The 16,282-nt window shown below is 49.8% G+C and carries 10 protein-coding genes; 7 read left to right on the top strand and 3 right to left on the bottom strand.

Translation table 11 applies throughout. The annotated features are described in order from the left end of the window. Positions 1 to 827: 827 nt before the first annotated feature. On the top strand, positions 828 to 2,189 hold the full coding sequence (locus tag ACO0LI_RS00130) for a GH1 family beta-glucosidase (protein WP_423029990.1): 1,362 nt from the start codon (positions 828 to 830) through the stop codon (positions 2,187 to 2,189). Positions 2,190 to 2,284: 95 nt separating this feature from the next. Here ACO0LI_RS00130 and ACO0LI_RS00125 read toward each other — a convergent pair whose 3' ends face one another. After that, positions 2,285 to 2,761, bottom strand: coding sequence for a cache domain-containing protein (locus ACO0LI_RS00125; protein ID WP_422949363.1), 477 nt, complete (start codon positions 2,759 to 2,761; stop codon positions 2,285 to 2,287). Positions 2,762 to 2,976: 215 nt separating this feature from the next. Next, the gene (locus ACO0LI_RS00120; protein WP_423029988.1) at positions 2,977 to 5,406 is read right to left on the bottom strand and encodes a TonB-dependent receptor; all 2,430 of its coding nucleotides are present in this window, start codon (positions 5,404 to 5,406) and stop codon (positions 2,977 to 2,979) included. Between the two features lie 403 nt (positions 5,407 to 5,809). Here ACO0LI_RS00120 and ACO0LI_RS00115 point away from each other — a divergent pair, with 403 nt between their 5' ends. After that, positions 5,810 to 7,390: a tryptophan halogenase family protein gene (locus tag ACO0LI_RS00115; RefSeq protein WP_423029986.1), complete on the top strand. Its 1,581-nt coding sequence runs from the start codon at positions 5,810 to 5,812 to the stop codon at positions 7,388 to 7,390. A 213-nt stretch (positions 7,391 to 7,603) separates the two neighbouring features. Further along, positions 7,604 to 8,626 carry a LacI family DNA-binding transcriptional regulator gene (locus ACO0LI_RS00110; protein ID WP_423029984.1) on the top strand — a complete coding sequence of 341 codons (1,023 nt, stop codon included), beginning with the start codon at positions 7,604 to 7,606 and terminating at the stop codon, positions 8,624 to 8,626. Positions 8,627 to 8,744: 118 nt separating this feature from the next. Here ACO0LI_RS00110 and ACO0LI_RS00105 read toward each other — a convergent pair whose 3' ends face one another. Further along, positions 8,745 to 9,716: a phospholipase A gene (locus ACO0LI_RS00105; protein WP_423029982.1), complete on the bottom strand. Its 972-nt coding sequence runs from the start codon at positions 9,714 to 9,716 to the stop codon at positions 8,745 to 8,747. A gap of 694 nt (positions 9,717 to 10,410) precedes the next feature. On the opposite strand from ACO0LI_RS00105, the gene ACO0LI_RS00100 reads away from it, so the two are divergent. From ACO0LI_RS00100 to ACO0LI_RS00085, 4 genes are all read left to right on the top strand, one after another. Then, complete coding sequence (locus ACO0LI_RS00100; protein WP_422949358.1) at positions 10,411 to 11,043, top strand: TetR/AcrR family transcriptional regulator; 633 nt, start codon at positions 10,411 to 10,413, stop codon at positions 11,041 to 11,043. A gap of 148 nt (positions 11,044 to 11,191) precedes the next feature. Continuing rightward, on the top strand, positions 11,192 to 12,373 hold the full coding sequence (locus ACO0LI_RS00095; RefSeq protein WP_423029980.1) for an efflux RND transporter periplasmic adaptor subunit: 1,182 nt from the start codon (positions 11,192 to 11,194) through the stop codon (positions 12,371 to 12,373). Between the two features lie 2 nt (positions 12,374 to 12,375). Beyond that, the gene (locus tag ACO0LI_RS00090) at positions 12,376 to 15,576 is read left to right on the top strand and encodes an efflux RND transporter permease subunit (RefSeq protein ID WP_423029978.1); all 3,201 of its coding nucleotides are present in this window, start codon (positions 12,376 to 12,378) and stop codon (positions 15,574 to 15,576) included. 40 nt (positions 15,577 to 15,616) lie between these two features. Then, positions 15,617 to 16,267 (top strand): protein-L-isoaspartate O-methyltransferase family protein, encoded by a 651-nt coding sequence (locus ACO0LI_RS00085; RefSeq protein ID WP_423029977.1) that lies wholly within the window; start codon positions 15,617 to 15,619, stop codon positions 16,265 to 16,267. The last annotated feature ends 15 nt before the right edge of the window (positions 16,268 to 16,282 follow it).

Here is a 16,282-nt window from a genome sequence, read left to right as displayed (position 1 = left end):
GGTTTCCATTCATGCATAGCCCGTCATGGGCGATGCATGAAATGGTGCTCACTTGATATCTGCCGGTACTGAATCCTCTTTTGTGGAGGATATGACCAGTCATGAATGACAAATGAGTTGGCAGGCTGTCTCGTTAATAGTTTTAATTGGAACCGGTCATCATTTATGAAAACCTTTTCAAGCGCAGAATAGCACGAATTTTTAAAGTGGGGCATTGCATCCGCAAAAAAATATAAACGGATACAGAAATTCTTACCGACCTGATAGCTTGATACCTCTGAGGAAAGTCTTGTTTACACCGTCAGCCGGGCAAGGGCGGTTCAAGTATTTGAATTGAAATCCTGTTGAATTACCAGCAGAGTAGTAGGGGCCGTGACTGAAATTGATTTCAGCAAAGGCATTGGAGAGATGCAACATGCAGTATGAAAAAATTTGCATTTTTGAGGTGACTCGCGATTTTTGTAGAGTGATATATACGGTTTGTGAAAGTCTGGCGTTGACAGCCCACATATCCGGTGATAAATTCCCATTTGTGAAAACGTTTTCATTAATTTGCTCAAATAATCTTCATGTTGATTGGTTTGAGGTTTGAGCAGCAATTTTTATTTCAAGCTTAATTGGTGATTAAAAAATCACTTTTTACGATGATTTGAAAACGATTTCAAATAAATGCATGCTGCATTTATGTCGGGTTTCGGCTCTGGCTCTGGTTCTGGCTTTCGGGAGAACAGTTGCTAGCCGATTCTTGGACAATGAAGCATGACAACTTATAAGAACAGTATGCATGCTTGCCACATGCAGAATGTGAACCTATCCAAAAACAGACCATGACTAATCCATCAACGATGCCCGAGTTTTCTACTGCTTTTACCTGGGGCGTTGCCACCAGTGCTTACCAGATAGAAGGGGCCGCAGCGACTGATGGCCGTGGCCCTTCTATCTGGGATACCTTTACCCATACACCCGGGACTATCATTGACGGCAGCACCGGCGACGTGGCTTGTGACCATTACCATCGCTATGCTGACGATGTCGGCATCGTTGCTGGTCTGGGGCTCAAGGCTTACCGTTTTTCTGTGTCATGGTCGCGTGTGCAACCCCTGGGTTATGGCGCCTGGAATGAAAAAGGCTTTGAATTTTATTCCCGCTTGCTGGATAAACTGGAAGAGCATGGCATTGCTGCTCATCTGACTTTGTATCACTGGGATTTGCCACAGGGCTTGCAAGACCTGGGTGGCTGGCTCAATCGTGATACCTGCGTGCGCTTTGCCGAATACGCAACAGAAATTGCGCGCCGTTTTGGTCATCGCCTTGCCAGCATTGCTACCCACAACGAGCCCTGGTGTACTGCTAATCTTGGTTACGGCAATGCCCAGTTTGCGCCCGGCGTGGCTGATACCGCACTATCAATACAGGTGTCGCACCATCTTTTGCTGTCGCATGGTTTGGCGTTGCAAGCCATGCGCGCCATCAATTGTCCGGCCAAACTAGGTATAGTCCTGAATCAGTGGCCAGCCATGCCAGCTACCGACTCAACTGCTGACATTGCCCAGGCAGAATGGGAATATGCACGCTCTGTGCAATGGTTCATGGACCCGATTTTCAAAGGCACTTATCCGCAAAAGGCGCTGGACCGAATGGACATGAGCAAATTTCATGTGCATGCAGAAGACATGGATAACATTCGCCAGCCTCTGGATTTTCTTGGTGTGAATTATTATTTCCGCGCTTTTGTCAGTACCGACAATCCACCCAAACAGCCTGAAGGCAAGCTCGGTTTTAGTGATATGGGCTGGGAAGTTTATCCTTCCGGCATGACAGATTTATTGTTGAAACTGCGCGCTGAATATCCGGCCTTGCCACCCATTTACATCACTGAAAATGGCATGGCAGTTGCTGACAAACTGGAAGATGGAAAAGTGCATGATGAGCAGCGCATCAAGTATCTGCAATTGCATTTCCAGGCCATGCATGATGCGATAGCTGCCGGCGTTGATGTGCAAGCTTATTTTTACTGGAGTTTGCTGGATAATTTTGAGTGGAATTCAGGTTATGCAAAGCGCTTTGGCCTGGTGTATCTGGATTACGCAACACAGCAGCGCACCTTGAAAGACAGTGCGTATTGGTATCGTGATTTTGTCCGTGCACAATTGCAGGAACAGCTAGTTCAAACTCCTGCTGCAGCCTGAGCCATAACGACGTATTCCCGCCAGGATTGAAGCCCTGTCTCACTACGAACTTTGCAAAGGCGCAAACTGTGCCTTTGCAAAGTTGTTTTGCTATATCACTTGTATATCCCGCAACCTATCAAGACATCACCCACGCGTTCGATATAAGTTGATTTCGGCTCCATTTGCTTTGTCGTCGGATTGGGCCATTTGTAATCGACCCAGCCATGACCGGTTTTGCTGTTGGCAACATCGAGAAAACTTTTGACGATGGGCATGCCGTCCGCATCTTTCAATTCCAGTAAATTCTTACCCACCATCTTGGCATTCGCTCCATGAGCGCGGTTGATGCCGTCACCATTGGTGTTGTACACAAAAACATATAAATCCTTGACGACAAATTGCCCGGTGGGATTGTTGAACTCGGCATAGGCCTTGTCTTTGCCATTTTCTTTAAGGTAAGCAGCGGCTCTTTTCACCAGGGCCATTGCTTCATCGGCATTCCCTTTGTCTGCAGCGGCAGATATCTGGCTCACTGCCAGCATGGAAAAACCGGCAAGCGCAAGCAAGGACTTAATAAATATTCTTCGCATCTTGATCTCCTGTTATTAAAAAATACATGGCAAGGGGGAAGCTTTATGCTGCTGAGCCAAAATTCATTTTAATGACGAATTTACGTAATGCAATGTTTGTGATTTGCACTTGTGTTAAACAATGCTAAAACGTCTGTTTTCCGGGCGAACAAAGAAAAACCCCGGGCCACTTGCGTGGGCCGGGGCATGTATTGCCAGTTTGAGTCTATGTACTTTTAGAAATCAATACCGACATTAACGCCAAAGGTGCGTGGCGGCAAGTACTGCGCTTGCCATGGGCCATTGGCATTCATGGCGCTGGTCTTGACTTTGTTGTCACCAACATTGCGAACAAAGAAGTCTGCATACCAGCTGGATTTGCCTGTGGACTGATAGCGCAAGCCCAGATCAGCACGGGAATAGGCTTCCTGCTTGTCGCCATCACCATAGTTGAAAACGCTGAGCCAGGTTTCAGTCTCGTAATGCAGGCTGATGCGTGGTGTCAGTGTGCCTTCATTCAAATGGAAGGTGTGCTGATACAAGACCTGGGCAGAGAACTTGGGCGTATGTGGCATGGTGTTGCCAGATACATCCAGGCAGTTGCTGATACCAGGTATTTTGCAGGCCGGCAGGGCATAGTCATTTGAGCCGCCTACCAGGTTGCCGAGAGTAGCCTTAGCGATGGCAATGGTGACTTGCAACTTGTCGTCCTTGCTCAGTTTTGCTGCCAGTTCAGACTCAAAGCCATACACGGTTGCGCCATCGGCATTGGATGTTTGCAAGCCGCGTGTGCCGTCCGGTGCGGTAACTGGTGCACTGAACTGGAAGTCTTTGAATTTGCCATAGTACAGGGCGTTATTCCACCGGACTGCGCCGCCCATTAAAGTGCTCTTGCTGCCGAGTTCAAAGTTGGTCAAAGTTTCTGGACCGTAGGTTTTGCCACCATCTTGCAGACCACCAGATTTATAGCCCGTGGAGATGCTACCGTACACCATATTGTCTTTGTCAATGTCGTGTGAAATGCGCAGCAAGCCTGTTACCTTGTTGCCGCTATAGCTGCCATCATTGAAAGAGTAGGGCGCAAAGTTGGAATTGGCAAAAGCCGGATTGACATTCGGTGTAATGGCCGCCTGGCTAAGCTCAGGCTTGCCAGAAAAACCGTAACCACGTCCATCGACATTCGTGCGTTTGTCCTGAGTGTAACGCAGGCCGCCAGTGATATGCGTGTCATTGCTGGCGTTCCAGGTTGCCTGGCCAAACGCTGCTGCTGTTTCCACTGTTTCTTTAGGCTGGATGAAAGAACCTTGCCAGCCTACTGTGCCCTGGTAAGTACCATTCAGGATAGGGATGTCGAAACGGATATCATTGGTTTCAGAACCGTAGTACAAACCCAATTGCCAATCTACATCACGTGTGCCGACGGATTGCAGTTCTACTTCATGGCTAAAGTTTTTATAGTTGGATGAAACAGTATTGTTTGCCTGCATGCTGCCACCAGAGGTGAAACTGGTTGGCGCATTGGCACCGCCGTCCTGGTCAAAACGGGACGAGCCACTGAACTTGGAATAACCACCGATGTAAGTCAGTTGCATTTCCTTGTTGATGGCATATTCTATGCGGCCACGGATGGCGTCGCTATCGCGCTCTGAAAACGGGGCTGTATCGATCAGGGCCGACCAGTGGCTTTGTCCCGCACGTGGCGTTTGCAGCAGGTTCATGGATGGAGTGCCACGGTCTATGAATTTCTCATAAGACAGATCGATCTTGGTGGCAGCGTTAGGTTTCCACAGCATGCTGATACGGGCAGCAGTCTGATCTTGTGCACCATACTTGGGGCCATCCTGCACGAACAATGCATAGTTGATAGGCTGGAAGGGAACTACTGTGCCACCATTCTTGAGATAAGTGGCAAACGCAGCTTTCTGGCTATCGAGGGACAGCATGGTAGGTGCCTGATAATCGACATAACCATCATGTTTTTCATGTGCATAGGCAAAGCGCAGCGCCATTTCATTGCTGACCGGGATATTGAATGCGCCACGGGTGCCAAAACGTTTGTAACTGCCCAGGCCGCCCTCTACCGAGCCAGAACTTTCACCGATTTTTGGTTTGGCGGTTTGCATATTGACTGCGCCAACTGTGGCATTACGGCCCCATAAAGTACCTTGCGGGCCGCGCAATACTTCTATGCCTTCCAGGTCAAACAGCAGGGATGTTGCGCCTTCAGGGCGGGGCGCATAGATACCGTCGATAAACAGGGCAACTTCAGGATCGGCGTATTCAGTTTTAGCACTGTCGTTACCGATACCACGCATGGTCATGGTGATGACGCCATGATCACCCTGGCCGGTGGCCTGGAAGCCTGGCACCAGATTAACCACGTCCTGCACGTTTTGCACATGGGCGTCTTCAAGTGCTGCGGCATTGATGGCGGTGATCGCTACCGGGGTTTTTTGCAGTGACGTGGCACGCTTGGTACCGGTGACGATCACTTCAGAAATAGTCGTGCTTTCGCTATTTGCCTTGGCTTGGCTGGCGCTGGTTGGTGCTGGAGCAGGCGCTTGTGTTTGCGCGTGGGCAGCACCCATGCTGGTGATCAGGGTAATGATCGCCAGTTGTATAGGTGTGGTCGCGACTTTACTAGTCGCAAGATTGCGGATTTTCATATGTCTCCTGTTACAGGTTGGATTGGTTTTTTTGCTCTGATTAAACCATGACGTTTTTGAAAACGTTTTCTTATTGGTGTTTCTTTGATTTTGTTTTGAAACCGTTTTCATAATACATAAAACTTGAATTCTGTGTCAAACATAAAATGATAACGTTTTCAAAATGTTGTAATATAAGCCGGATTGAGGTGAAAACCACTGTGCAATGCGTAGTCTGCATCCCTGACTGGTTTGCAATAAACGGGAATTGATTGCCGTCCAGCCAGTTGGTTTTCAAGGTGTTTGCGTGTCACTGCCATTGATATTGTCCTGTGTGAGAGCAACTGATACTGCTAGTGAAACATACCTGTGCGCCGTGAAGCTATTTACTCTTGACCGCAGCTAAACCGAGGAGCTTGCTCAAATGAAAGCCGTAAAAAATGTATTGATCGTAGGCGGTGGAACAGCCGGCTGGCTGACTGCATGTTTCATGGCCAAACACCTGTCATCTTCCAAAGAGGGAGAGGGCGTACAGATACGCCTGGTGGAGTCAAAAGACATAGGCATTATTGGTGTTGGTGAGGGCAGCTTTCCTTCGATACGCGGTACGCTGGCGGCGATAGGTATAGATGAGGCACGTTTTATCCGGGAGTGTCATGGCACATTCAAGCAGGGCATACGCTTTGATCATTGGGTCAGGCCAGCTGGTAGCCCGGGTGTTGATCACTACTTTCATCCCTTCAGTCATCCCAGTCAGCGTGGGCCGGAATTATTACCTTACTGGTTGAAGGGGCTGGCTGCGCGCAATGGCCAACAGCCAGCTTTTGCGGATGCCGTGACCATGCAAAAATGCATAGCAGATGCGTCACGCGGGCCTAAGAGATTTGCCGACAAAGATTTTTTGGGGCCGATGAATTATGCCTACCATTTCGATGCTGGCCGTCTGGCAGCATTATTGTCTGAGCACGGGCAATCACTTGGAGTGAACCGGATACTGGGAACAGTAGAGCATGTGCAACTGGATGAACAAGGTGCGATTGCAGCCGTGCATACGCAAGATGGCCAGATGCTGGCGGCAGATTTGTTCATAGACTGCACAGGCTTCAGCGCAGGTCTGATAGGCAAGACCCTGGGGGCGCCATTCAAGTCTTTGAATGATGTGTTGTTTGTAGATAGGGCTCTGGCCTTACAAGTGCCCTATGCTAAGCCAGATGCACCTATACCTTCATATACTATCTCCAGCGCGCAGGAAGCAGGCTGGATATGGGACATAGGATTGCAGGAAAGACGCGGCATAGGTTATGTGTTTTCCACTCGTCATACGGACGAGGCCAGAGCGGAGCAAGTTTTGCGTCAATACATCGGTCCGGCAGCTGATGGCATGACGCCGAGGTTGTTGAAGCTCAATGTCGGTTATCGCGAAACCCAGTGGATCAAGAACTGTGTGGCCATAGGCTTGTCCGGTGGTTTTATTGAGCCGCTGGAATCATCAGGCATAGGCCTGATAGAAACGGCAGCCTATTTGCTGACTTATCTGTTTCCATTCAATGGCGAGTTTGATGCAGTGGCGACCCAGTTTAATCAACATATGAAAGCGCGTTATGAACGCGTCGTTGATTTTGTCAAAATGCATTTCAGTCTGAGTCAAAGGACAGACTCTGCATTCTGGCGTGATAACAGGGATGCTAACTCTATACCTGAGAGCCTGCAGGAAAAGCTGAAGATGTGGAGCTGCCGCCCGCCACACCGTATGGACTTTATTGCAGATCTGGAAATGTATCCGCCATCGAGCTGGCAGTTTGTTTTGTATGGGATGGAATTTCAGACCGATATGGCGAGCAATAAATTCGTTTATCCACAAGACCAGGAAGCTGCCCAAGAATTTCAGATGATAGCCCAGATGGCGCAACGCGCCCTGGCTGATTTGCCTGACCATAGAAAACTGGTTGAGCACTTGTGCAGGGCGGCGTCTCCGCTTCCTTCGGTGCTGGCAAGGCAGGTTTGAAAGCGATCAACAAAGTGGGCGCAACGATGTCGCGAATGTCGTGATTGTGTTTGTTTGAGTACAGAGACAATGGATAGAAGGCAGACCCACTGCGCACGCGCAAAAATCCATGTTATGCTAATTGTGAAAAGCTTTTCACTGAATTGTGAAGATAAGTTGTTAATACTAAAATAAATCTAAAATAAATAATTACCCTGCTTGGGAAGGCATTGCGTGGTCGAGAGAACAAAAAGTAAAAATGAGCCGGTGACCTTGTTGGATGTTGCGCGTGAGGCGGGTGTGTCGCCCAGCACGGTGTCGCGCATCCTGAACGGCACGGCCAAGGTCTCTGATGTCAAGCGCAAGGCAGTCGAAACTGCCATTGCAGAAATGAAATTTGAGCCCAACCAGCTGGCGCAAGGGCTGAAAAGTGGTCGATCCATGACCATAGGCATCGTCGTGCAGGATATTTCCAGCCCCTTTTTTGATGAAACCCTGCATGGGGTCGATGATGGTTTGAAGGGTACTGGCTATGCCTCGGTGATCGTCAGTGGGCACTGGAATGCTGACGAAGAGGCTTCCCGCATCAAGCTTTTACTGGCACGCAAGGTGGATGGCATTATCTTGCTGTCTGGCCGTATTGCTGATAAAAAAGTGCTGGAATTTGCCCTCGATAAACCCATCGTCGCGACTGGCCGCAGCTTGAATAGCAAGACTGCGGTCGGCTTCAAGCTCGACAATGTCCATGGCGCTTATCTGGCAACCCGGCATTTGATAGAGTTGGGGCACAGGCGCATCGCCTTTGTTACTGGGCCGGCAAATAATACCGATGCTGCAGAGCGGCAAGAGGGCTATCAAAATGCCCTGCGTGAAGCCAATATCCCCTTTGAAAAAAACCTGGTGGCTGAAGGTAACTTTCATGAGGCTAGTGGCTTGCTGGCGATTAACCGCTTGCTGGAAACCCAGCAACAATTCAGCGCCGTGTTTGCGGCCAACGATCTTTCTGCCTACGGTGTCAGGCTGGGCCTGTACCGCAAGGGGATACGCGTGCCGGAAGATATCTCCCTGATAGGTTTCGATGACTTGCCCAGTTCACTGTATACAACGCCACCCCTGACTACCATCCACCAGCCTTTGTATGACATGGGTTTGCTCGCGACCAAGACCCTGCTGGGCCTGATTGCCGGGAATAAAGTCGATACCAGCTTACCTGGCCTGGAACTGATTGCCAGGGAAACCACCAGACGGATGCGCTAAGGACGGTATGCTGGACATATCTTTGCGCCTGTAAAACAGGTAAAAGATATGTCAGCGTGCCTGCCCGGTCGTAAATAATGGGCAGCCTTGCAGGGGCAAAATTCCACAATCAAAGCGGTCAGAAATCAACCATGAATCCCGCACCGATTGATTTTTGCGAATAATTATAATCAATCAGGCTCTGGCCATATCCCGAGAACATTTGCAGATAGGCCTTGAGATTGGTAGTAATAGGCATAGCGAGGCTGGCTTGCAATGCACCATGGCCGGTATTGAAATTGCGGCGTGCGGTCAGGGAAAATTCGCGCCCGCCTTTTTCGCGATAGGTGGCATGTATGTCGCCATGCCCCATGTAATCAACGATATCGATATTGTCATTATCTGACCTGGCGTTATCAAGACGGCGCCAGAGTCTTGTGCTGAATGAGAAATTGCCGTGCTCAACACCCAGCTCGGCATAGACGCGGTTCCAGCTGCGAGATAAAGTCGAGGTCTGACCATTCGACTGATGTACCATGCCAAAATTAAGGTAGCGGATATTGAAATCACCCAGGCTTTTATTGACAGGGATCATTGCCATGACTTCTGGCTGGTAATTGGTCTCGCGGAAAGGACTGGATGCACTGCGGTTATACGCCTGCCAAAAACTTTGCTGGGTGTAGGCTACCCACAGATCAACAGGCGAGTTACCCACTTCTTCAGCCAGTTTCATTTTCATGCTCAGTTGATAAGTCAATTCCACATGCTTGGATTTGACGCCGGCAGGTGTGAATTTCTTGAACGGTTCATCGTTCGAAGCATTGCTGTAATTGCCCACCAGCAGATAATTATCATGATGAGGCCTAAACACGAATTTACCGCGCTTGGATGCTTCATCAAGTTCCCAGCGTTGCACCATGCGCGACATTTCGGGTGCTGCTTCTGGTGGCTTTTCAGGTGCCACGGTCTCTTTCAGATCTTGCAGGGCTTCTGCCTTGGCGATTGGTTTGTCAGCCTCCACCGGAGTAGCTGCCTTGGCGAGGGCATCAAAGCAACTGAGGCGGACACTCGCATCGCCGAGCACGGAACAACGCAGCATCTGTTGTTCCATCTCGTTAGCCTGTGCCTGGCTAAATAACGCAGGCGAAATGATGAAAAAAGGGAATATTATTTTTTTGAGGTGGGCTGGCATAAGCGCTTTAAGTGGCATTTAGTTGTCAAGTGGCGAGTCGGTAGCACATCGCGTGCTTAAGTTAGCCAGTCGATATGCCTATTTTATTGTTGACAAGAATAAACGGGCTTCATCAAGACGTATGTTCGGTAGCAAACATAATTCTGGTTAATTGTTGATTACATCATTGACTCGCAAACTGACGGACTTTCTTTGTATTTTCTAAGAGGTGGCTGTTAGATATCTGCAGCCTGTTCCAAAATTCTTATGTTTGATCTACTCAATTTTGCATCCTGTCGCATGGCGATTGCAATAATCGAAGCAGCTTGGCAAAGTAGCTATAGATCAAAAGGAAGTTGAGTTGTAGCAAAATTTCAAAGCTTGCTCATGTACGGTTGCTTAATATGCATCTCTGAATACTTTCAACCGCGAACTGGTGATTGTTTAAGACTTTGTTCAAGGCGCTGTTCAACGCTTTATTTAAGGCTTTATTGTTTGACCATTGCTTGATATTTAAGAATTTATTGTTTCGTTCAAGACTTTATTTGGACCTGACAAGTGTTTATCTTGACGCTGAACGGGGGGCGGACTATATTACTGACTCAAAAGTAAGTTAATTTGAGTTGTTAATATTATGCTATGCCCTTTTAAGCCCAAGTGGGAGCGCCGCAAGGATGCCCGCCCGCAAGAATTACTCGCTGCTGCCCTCGATTTATTCGTAGAGCGCGGTTTCGCTGCAACACGTCTGGACGATGTGGCGCGCGCTGCCGGCGTCTCCAAGGGCACTTTGTACCTGTATTTTTCCAGTAAGGAAGAGCTGTTCAAGGCCGTGGTAAGGGAAAGTATTGTTCCCCTGATTGGTGAAGCAGAAAGCGTCATTGAACAATTTGAAGGTAATAGTGAAGAGTTGTTCCGCCTGATTATGAAGACCTGGTGGGGCAGCATAGGCAATACCAAGTTGTCTGGCCTGCCCAAACTGATGATGGCAGAAGCCGGGAATTTCCCTGAGCTGGCCAGGTTTTATCAGGAAGAGGTCATCAACCGCGGTGAAAACCTGGTCATGACCATGCTCAAGCGCGGCATGGCGCGTGGTGAGATACGCAGTGTTGATGTGGAAATTGATGCCAGGATACTGATCGCCCCCATGATCATGATGATGATCTGGAAGCATTCTCAAGGGGTGTGCAATATAGAGCCAGATAAGCTTGATACCTATCTTGAACACTATATAGAGTTGTCTTTACATAGCTTGTTGTTGAAAAAATAGTTTTAACTTGTGGTTTACGTGTTTAGTTGCATGCGTTGCTTGACCCTCACCTTGTGTCAGGCTTTAAAGTCAGGGTTTTTTACGACCTGGATAGTTTATTTACCATCTTAGCCCAGGCCATGAAACCATTACTTTTTGGAAAACAAGCATGTTAAAACGCAAGACTTTCTGGATCATTGCCGTTGTGCTGTTAGTGGCTGCCGGCGTGATACTGGTGAAGAAAAAATCTCAGGGCAAGGTCGTGCCCGCATCGGCCAGTGCTGCTGCCGTGGGTACGCAATCATCTCCGGCAGTGCTGGAATTCTTGCCCGCCGACATCGTCGAAGTGGCTAATGCCGAAGTCAGAAAACTGCTGGCTTTGTCCGGCGCTCTGCGCGCCATCAACCAGGCTTCCGTCAAGGCCAAAGTGGCTGGTGATATTACCGAAGTGCTGGTGCGCGAAGGCGAAGCCGTGCAGGCAGGCCAGGTCCTGATCAAGATGGACAGCAGTGATTACCTGGCGCGGCAAGAGCAGGCCAAAGGTGCTTTGGCTGCTGCGCAAGGGCAGCTTGAAATTGCCCGCCTCGCACGCGACAATAACAAGGCCTTGCTGGAGAAAAGTTTCATTTCCAAAAATGCCTACGACAATACCAACAGCCAGTATGCGATTGCCGTCGCCAATGTAGACAGTGCCAAAGGCGCATTGAATGTGGCGCAAAAAGCGCTGGCAGATACCGTCATACGCGCTCCCATCTCAGGCATGATCAGCAACCGCATGGTGCAACCCGGTGAAAAGATTTCGCCAGATAACCGACTGCTGGATGTCGTCGATTTGCGCATGCTGGAAATGGAAGCACCGGTACCAACCCAGGATATTGCCAGCATCAAAATCGGTCAGGCCGTGCAACTGAAAATAGAAGGTGTGCAAACGGCTGTCGATGGCAAGGTCGTGCGCATCAACCCCGCTACGACAGCGGGCTCACGCTCTATCATGGCCTATGTGCAGGTCGCCAATCCCGATACCATTTTGCGCGCAGGCATTTTTGGCGAAGCGCAACTGGTCGTCGATAAAAAAGCTGAAGTGCTGACCGTGCCTGACACGGCAATACAGTATGAAGGCGAGCAGGCTTTCGTGTATGCGATAGAAAATAATATCCTGCAACAAAAGCCGGTCAAGCTGGGCTTGCGTGGTGAAAGCCAGGGCAAGCCTGTGGTGGAGGTGCTGTCTGGCCTGGCACCGCAAACAAAGATAGTCAAAGCCAATCTGGGGCGCTTGCGTGCAGGTGTGGCTGTGAAGCTGATTACCACGACAACCACGACAACGACGACAACCACGACAGGCAAGGTGTAATCATGTGGTTCACACGTATCAGCATAGGCAATCCGGTGCTGGCGACCATGATGATGGTGGCCTTTGTGGTGCTGGGTTTGTTCTCTTACAAGCGTTTGCGGGTAGATCAGTTTCCCGATATTACTTTCCCGGTAGTGGTAATCCAGACCGATTATCCGGGAGCCGCACCTGAGACCATAGAGTCGGACATTACCCGCAAGGTTGAAGAAACCGTCAATACCATAAATGGTATCAGCGCGCTGACTTCACGTTCTTACGAAGGTACGTCTGTCGTTATCCTGGAATTTGATCTGACCGTTGATCCCGCACAGGCAGCACAGGATGTGCGTGAAAAAGTCGCACTCATCAAGGCTGGCTTTCGCAAGGAAGTCAAAGAGCCCAGGGTGACGCGTTACGATCCTTCTGATAAACCCATTTTCTCGGTGTCGGTGACGAATGACGACAAGATCAAGAAACGTGATTTCCGTGAACTGACCACCATCGGTGACCAGTTGGTGAAGAAGCGCCTGGAAAATGTGCGCGGCGTAGGCTCGGTAACCCTGGTCGGTGGTGTCAAGCGTGAGATCAAGATTTACCTGAAGCCGGGTGAAATGGAATCGCTGGGCCTGGGTGTAGATCAGGTCATCAATGCCCTGCGCAATGAAAACCAGGAATTGCCTACTGGTGCCATCCGTGCACTCGATAATGAAAAAGTCGTGCAGATACAAGGGCGCATCAAGAACCCGCAAGACTTTGCCCGCATCATCGTGGCCCGCCGTGGTGGCCAGCCAGTCATGCTGTCGCAAGTCGCCAGTGTGGTGGATGGTCAGGAAGAGCAAGAGAGTTTGGCCCTGTATAACGGCCAGCGCACGGTCGCACTGGATATTTTGAAGGCACAGGGACAAAACACCATAGAAGTGGCGGATGGTCTGACCGAAGCTTTAAAGGCGCTGGAACCACAATTGCAGGCGCAGTATCCTGGTGTCAAAGTACAAGTCATCAAGGACGGTTCGCGCCAGATACGCGTGGGTGTAGAAAACGTGCGCCGCACTCTGATAGAAGGGGCAGCACTGACCATACTGATCGTTTTTCTGTTCCTCAATTCATGGCGCTCTACCGTCATCACCGGACTGACCTTGCCAGTGGCATTGATAGGTACATTCCTGTTCATGGACATGTTTGGCTTCACCATCAATATGATTACCCTGATGGCCTTGTCGCTGTGCGTAGGTTTGCTGATTGATGATGCGATTGTGGTGCGTGAGAACATCGTGCGTCATGCAGGCATGAAGGTTAACGGCAAGTTCAAGGATCATCATACGGCAGCACTCGAAGGTACGGCAGAGATAGGCCTGGCAGTTTTGGCGACGACGTTCTCCATCGTTGCCGTGTTCTTGCCTGTGGGTTTCATGGGCGGCATTATCGGTCGCTTCTTTCACCAGTTTGGTATTACCGTTACCGCAGCCGTACTGATTTCCATGTTTGTGTCTTTCACGCTGGACCCTATGCTGTCATCGATCTGGCCAGACCCGGATGCCCATGGACATCCTACGGTAGACGAAAACGGCAAATCCATTCGCAAGGGCTGGTATGCGAACAGCATAGGCCGTGTGCTGGAACAGTTTGAACGTGGCGTGCAATGGTTTTCGCGTGGCTATCAGGTAATGTTGCGCTGGTCACTCAAGCACCGCATCAAGACTTTGCTGATTGCAGCACTGACTTTTTTCCTCGGCCTGGCAATTCCGGGTACAGGCTTGATAGGTTCAGAATTCGTACCGCAGGCTGACTATTCTGAAACGGGCGTGACTTTTTACACGCCGGTAGGCTCATCACTGGAGCTGACAGAAACCAAGGTGCATCAGGTTGAGGCCGTGATCAAGGAATTCCCGGAAGTGTTGGATACCTACAGCACGGTCAATACCGGTTCGGCACAGGGCAAGAATTATGTCAGTACTTTTGTCCGCCTGGTACCGCGTAAGGACAGGGCCAGGACTACCAGTCAGATGTCAGTGCCTTTGCGTAATCGCCTGAGCCAGATTGCCGGTATCACCGTCACGCATATCGGTGCGCTGGATGGTGTCGGTGGCGATAACAAGAATCTGCGTTTCAGTTTGCAGGGCAGCGATCTGAATGAACTGGGTAAATTATCTGAACAGGTGCAGGCAAAATTACGTGCAATTCCGGGTTTGGTGGATCTGGATTCCAGCCTCAAGGCACAAAAGCCGACCATCTCGGTACAGCCACGCCGCGATATCGGTGCCGACCTCGGAGTAGGTGTGGCCCAGATAGGTGGTGCCTTGCGGCCTTTGCTGGCAGGTGAAATTGCCACGACCTGGCGTGCGCCGGATGATGAAAACTATGATGTCACCGTGCGCCTGTCACCGAATGACAGGAATAATCCTGAGGACCTGTCCCGCCTGATGCTGAGCAGCACCCAGACTAATGCAGACGGTTCACCAAAAATGGTGCCCTTGCGCCAGGTCGCAGACATAAAACCATCGACAGGCGCCAACCAGATCAACCGCCGTGACCTGAACCGCGAAGTGGAGCTGTCTGCCAATGTGGTAGGCCGTTCTGCCGGTGAAGTCAGTGCTGAAGTCAAAAAAGTGCTGGATGGCATGCAATGGCAACCCGGCTATCGCTACAAGATGGGTGGTGCTACCAAGAACATGACTGAATCTTTCGGCTATGCCCTGTCGGCGCTGGCTTTGGCGGTGATTTTCATCTACATGATCCTGGCATCACAATTTGCCAGCTTCTTGCAGCCTATCGCCATCATGTCCGCCTTGCCCATGACTTTGATTGGTGTTTTCCTGGCTTTGATGTTCTTCCGCTCAACGCTGAACATGTTTTCCATCATCGGTTTCATCATGTTGATGGGATTAGTTACCAAAAATGCGATTTTGCTGGTAGATTTTGCCAATCAGGCAAGAAAAGATGGCATGAACCGCATGGAAGCTTTGCTGGAAGCCGCCCATGTACGCCTGCGCCCCATCCTGATGACCACGCTGGCGATGGTATTTGGCATGGTGCCACTGGCATTTGCCTTGTCTGAAGGTTCCGAGCAGCGCGCACCCATGGGGCAGGCTGTGATAGGTGGAATTATCACTTCGTCATTGCTGACTTTGGTGGTTGTACCGGTGATTTATACCTATCTGGATGATTTGGGGCTGTGGATTACGCAAAAATGGCGCGGTAATCGTCAAACTGCCCAAGTGCTTTGATAAAATGCCGTTTCCATCAATTTTGCAATCGAGTATAGAAATGAATATCGAAAAAGCACGCTTCAACATGATAGAACAACAAATCCGTCCTTGGGATGTGTTGAGCCAGGAAGTACTGGATATGCTGATTGTGGTTAAACGCGAAGAGTATTTCCCGGCAGAACAAAAAAGCCTGGCGTTTTTTGATACTGAGTTGCCTTTGCCAGACGGCAGCAAGGCCATGACGCCAAAGCTGGAAGCGCGAATTTTGCAAGAGCTGGTGTTGAAAAAACAGGAAAATGTGTTGCTGGTCGGCGCAGGCACAGGTTATCTGGCTGCATTGCTGGCTTACTCTGCCCGCCACGTGACTGTACTGGAATCATCCAAAGTCTTGCATGCATTGGCGACCAGTAATTTGCACCGCAATCATGTCAGCAATGTTGATGTGGTTCTGGCTGATGCTTTCAGCGATAAAAATACGGGTAGTTACGACGCCATCGTCATCGCCGGCGGTCTGGAAGAACTGCCAGAACATCTGCAACAGCAATTGAATGTGGGTGGCCGTTTGCTGGCTTTCGTAGGGCAACTGCCGGCATTGACAGCGCAATTATTCACGCGCACTTCTGCAACTGCAGTGAGCAAGAAAAGCTTGTTTGAAACGGTGGTAGAGCCGGCTGCAGGTGCCAAACCAGTTTCGCATTTCAGCCTGTAATCCTGAAAAAAACAG

It is taken from the genome of Undibacterium sp. Tian12W, assembly GCF_049339405.1.
Taxonomy (GTDB): Bacteria; Pseudomonadota; Gammaproteobacteria; order Burkholderiales; family Burkholderiaceae_D; genus Undibacterium.
Note: the sequence above shows the minus strand (reverse complement) of the source record. Positions and strands in the feature narration are given on the sequence as shown.

Coding starts and splice junctions, on each gene's coding strand:
- ACO0LI_RS00130 (WP_423029990.1), top strand. CDS start 828: ATGACTAATCCATCAACGATGCCCGAGTTTTCTACTGCTTTTACCTGG.
- ACO0LI_RS00125 (WP_422949363.1), bottom strand. CDS start 2,761: ATGCGAAGAATATTTATTAAGTCCTTGCTTGCGCTTGCCGGTTTTTCC.
- ACO0LI_RS00120 (WP_423029988.1), bottom strand. CDS start 5,406: ATGAAAATCCGCAATCTTGCGACTAGTAAAGTCGCGACCACACCTATA.
- ACO0LI_RS00115 (WP_423029986.1), top strand. CDS start 5,810: ATGAAAGCCGTAAAAAATGTATTGATCGTAGGCGGTGGAACAGCCGGC.
- ACO0LI_RS00105 (WP_423029982.1), bottom strand. CDS start 9,716: ATGGAACAACAGATGCTGCGTTGTTCCGTGCTCGGCGATGCGAGTGTC.
- ACO0LI_RS00100 (WP_422949358.1), top strand. CDS start 10,411: ATGCTATGCCCTTTTAAGCCCAAGTGGGAGCGCCGCAAGGATGCCCGC.
- ACO0LI_RS00095 (WP_423029980.1), top strand. CDS start 11,192: ATGTTAAAACGCAAGACTTTCTGGATCATTGCCGTTGTGCTGTTAGTG.
- ACO0LI_RS00090 (WP_423029978.1), top strand. CDS start 12,376: ATGTGGTTCACACGTATCAGCATAGGCAATCCGGTGCTGGCGACCATG.
- ACO0LI_RS00085 (WP_423029977.1), top strand. CDS start 15,617: ATGAATATCGAAAAAGCACGCTTCAACATGATAGAACAACAAATCCGT.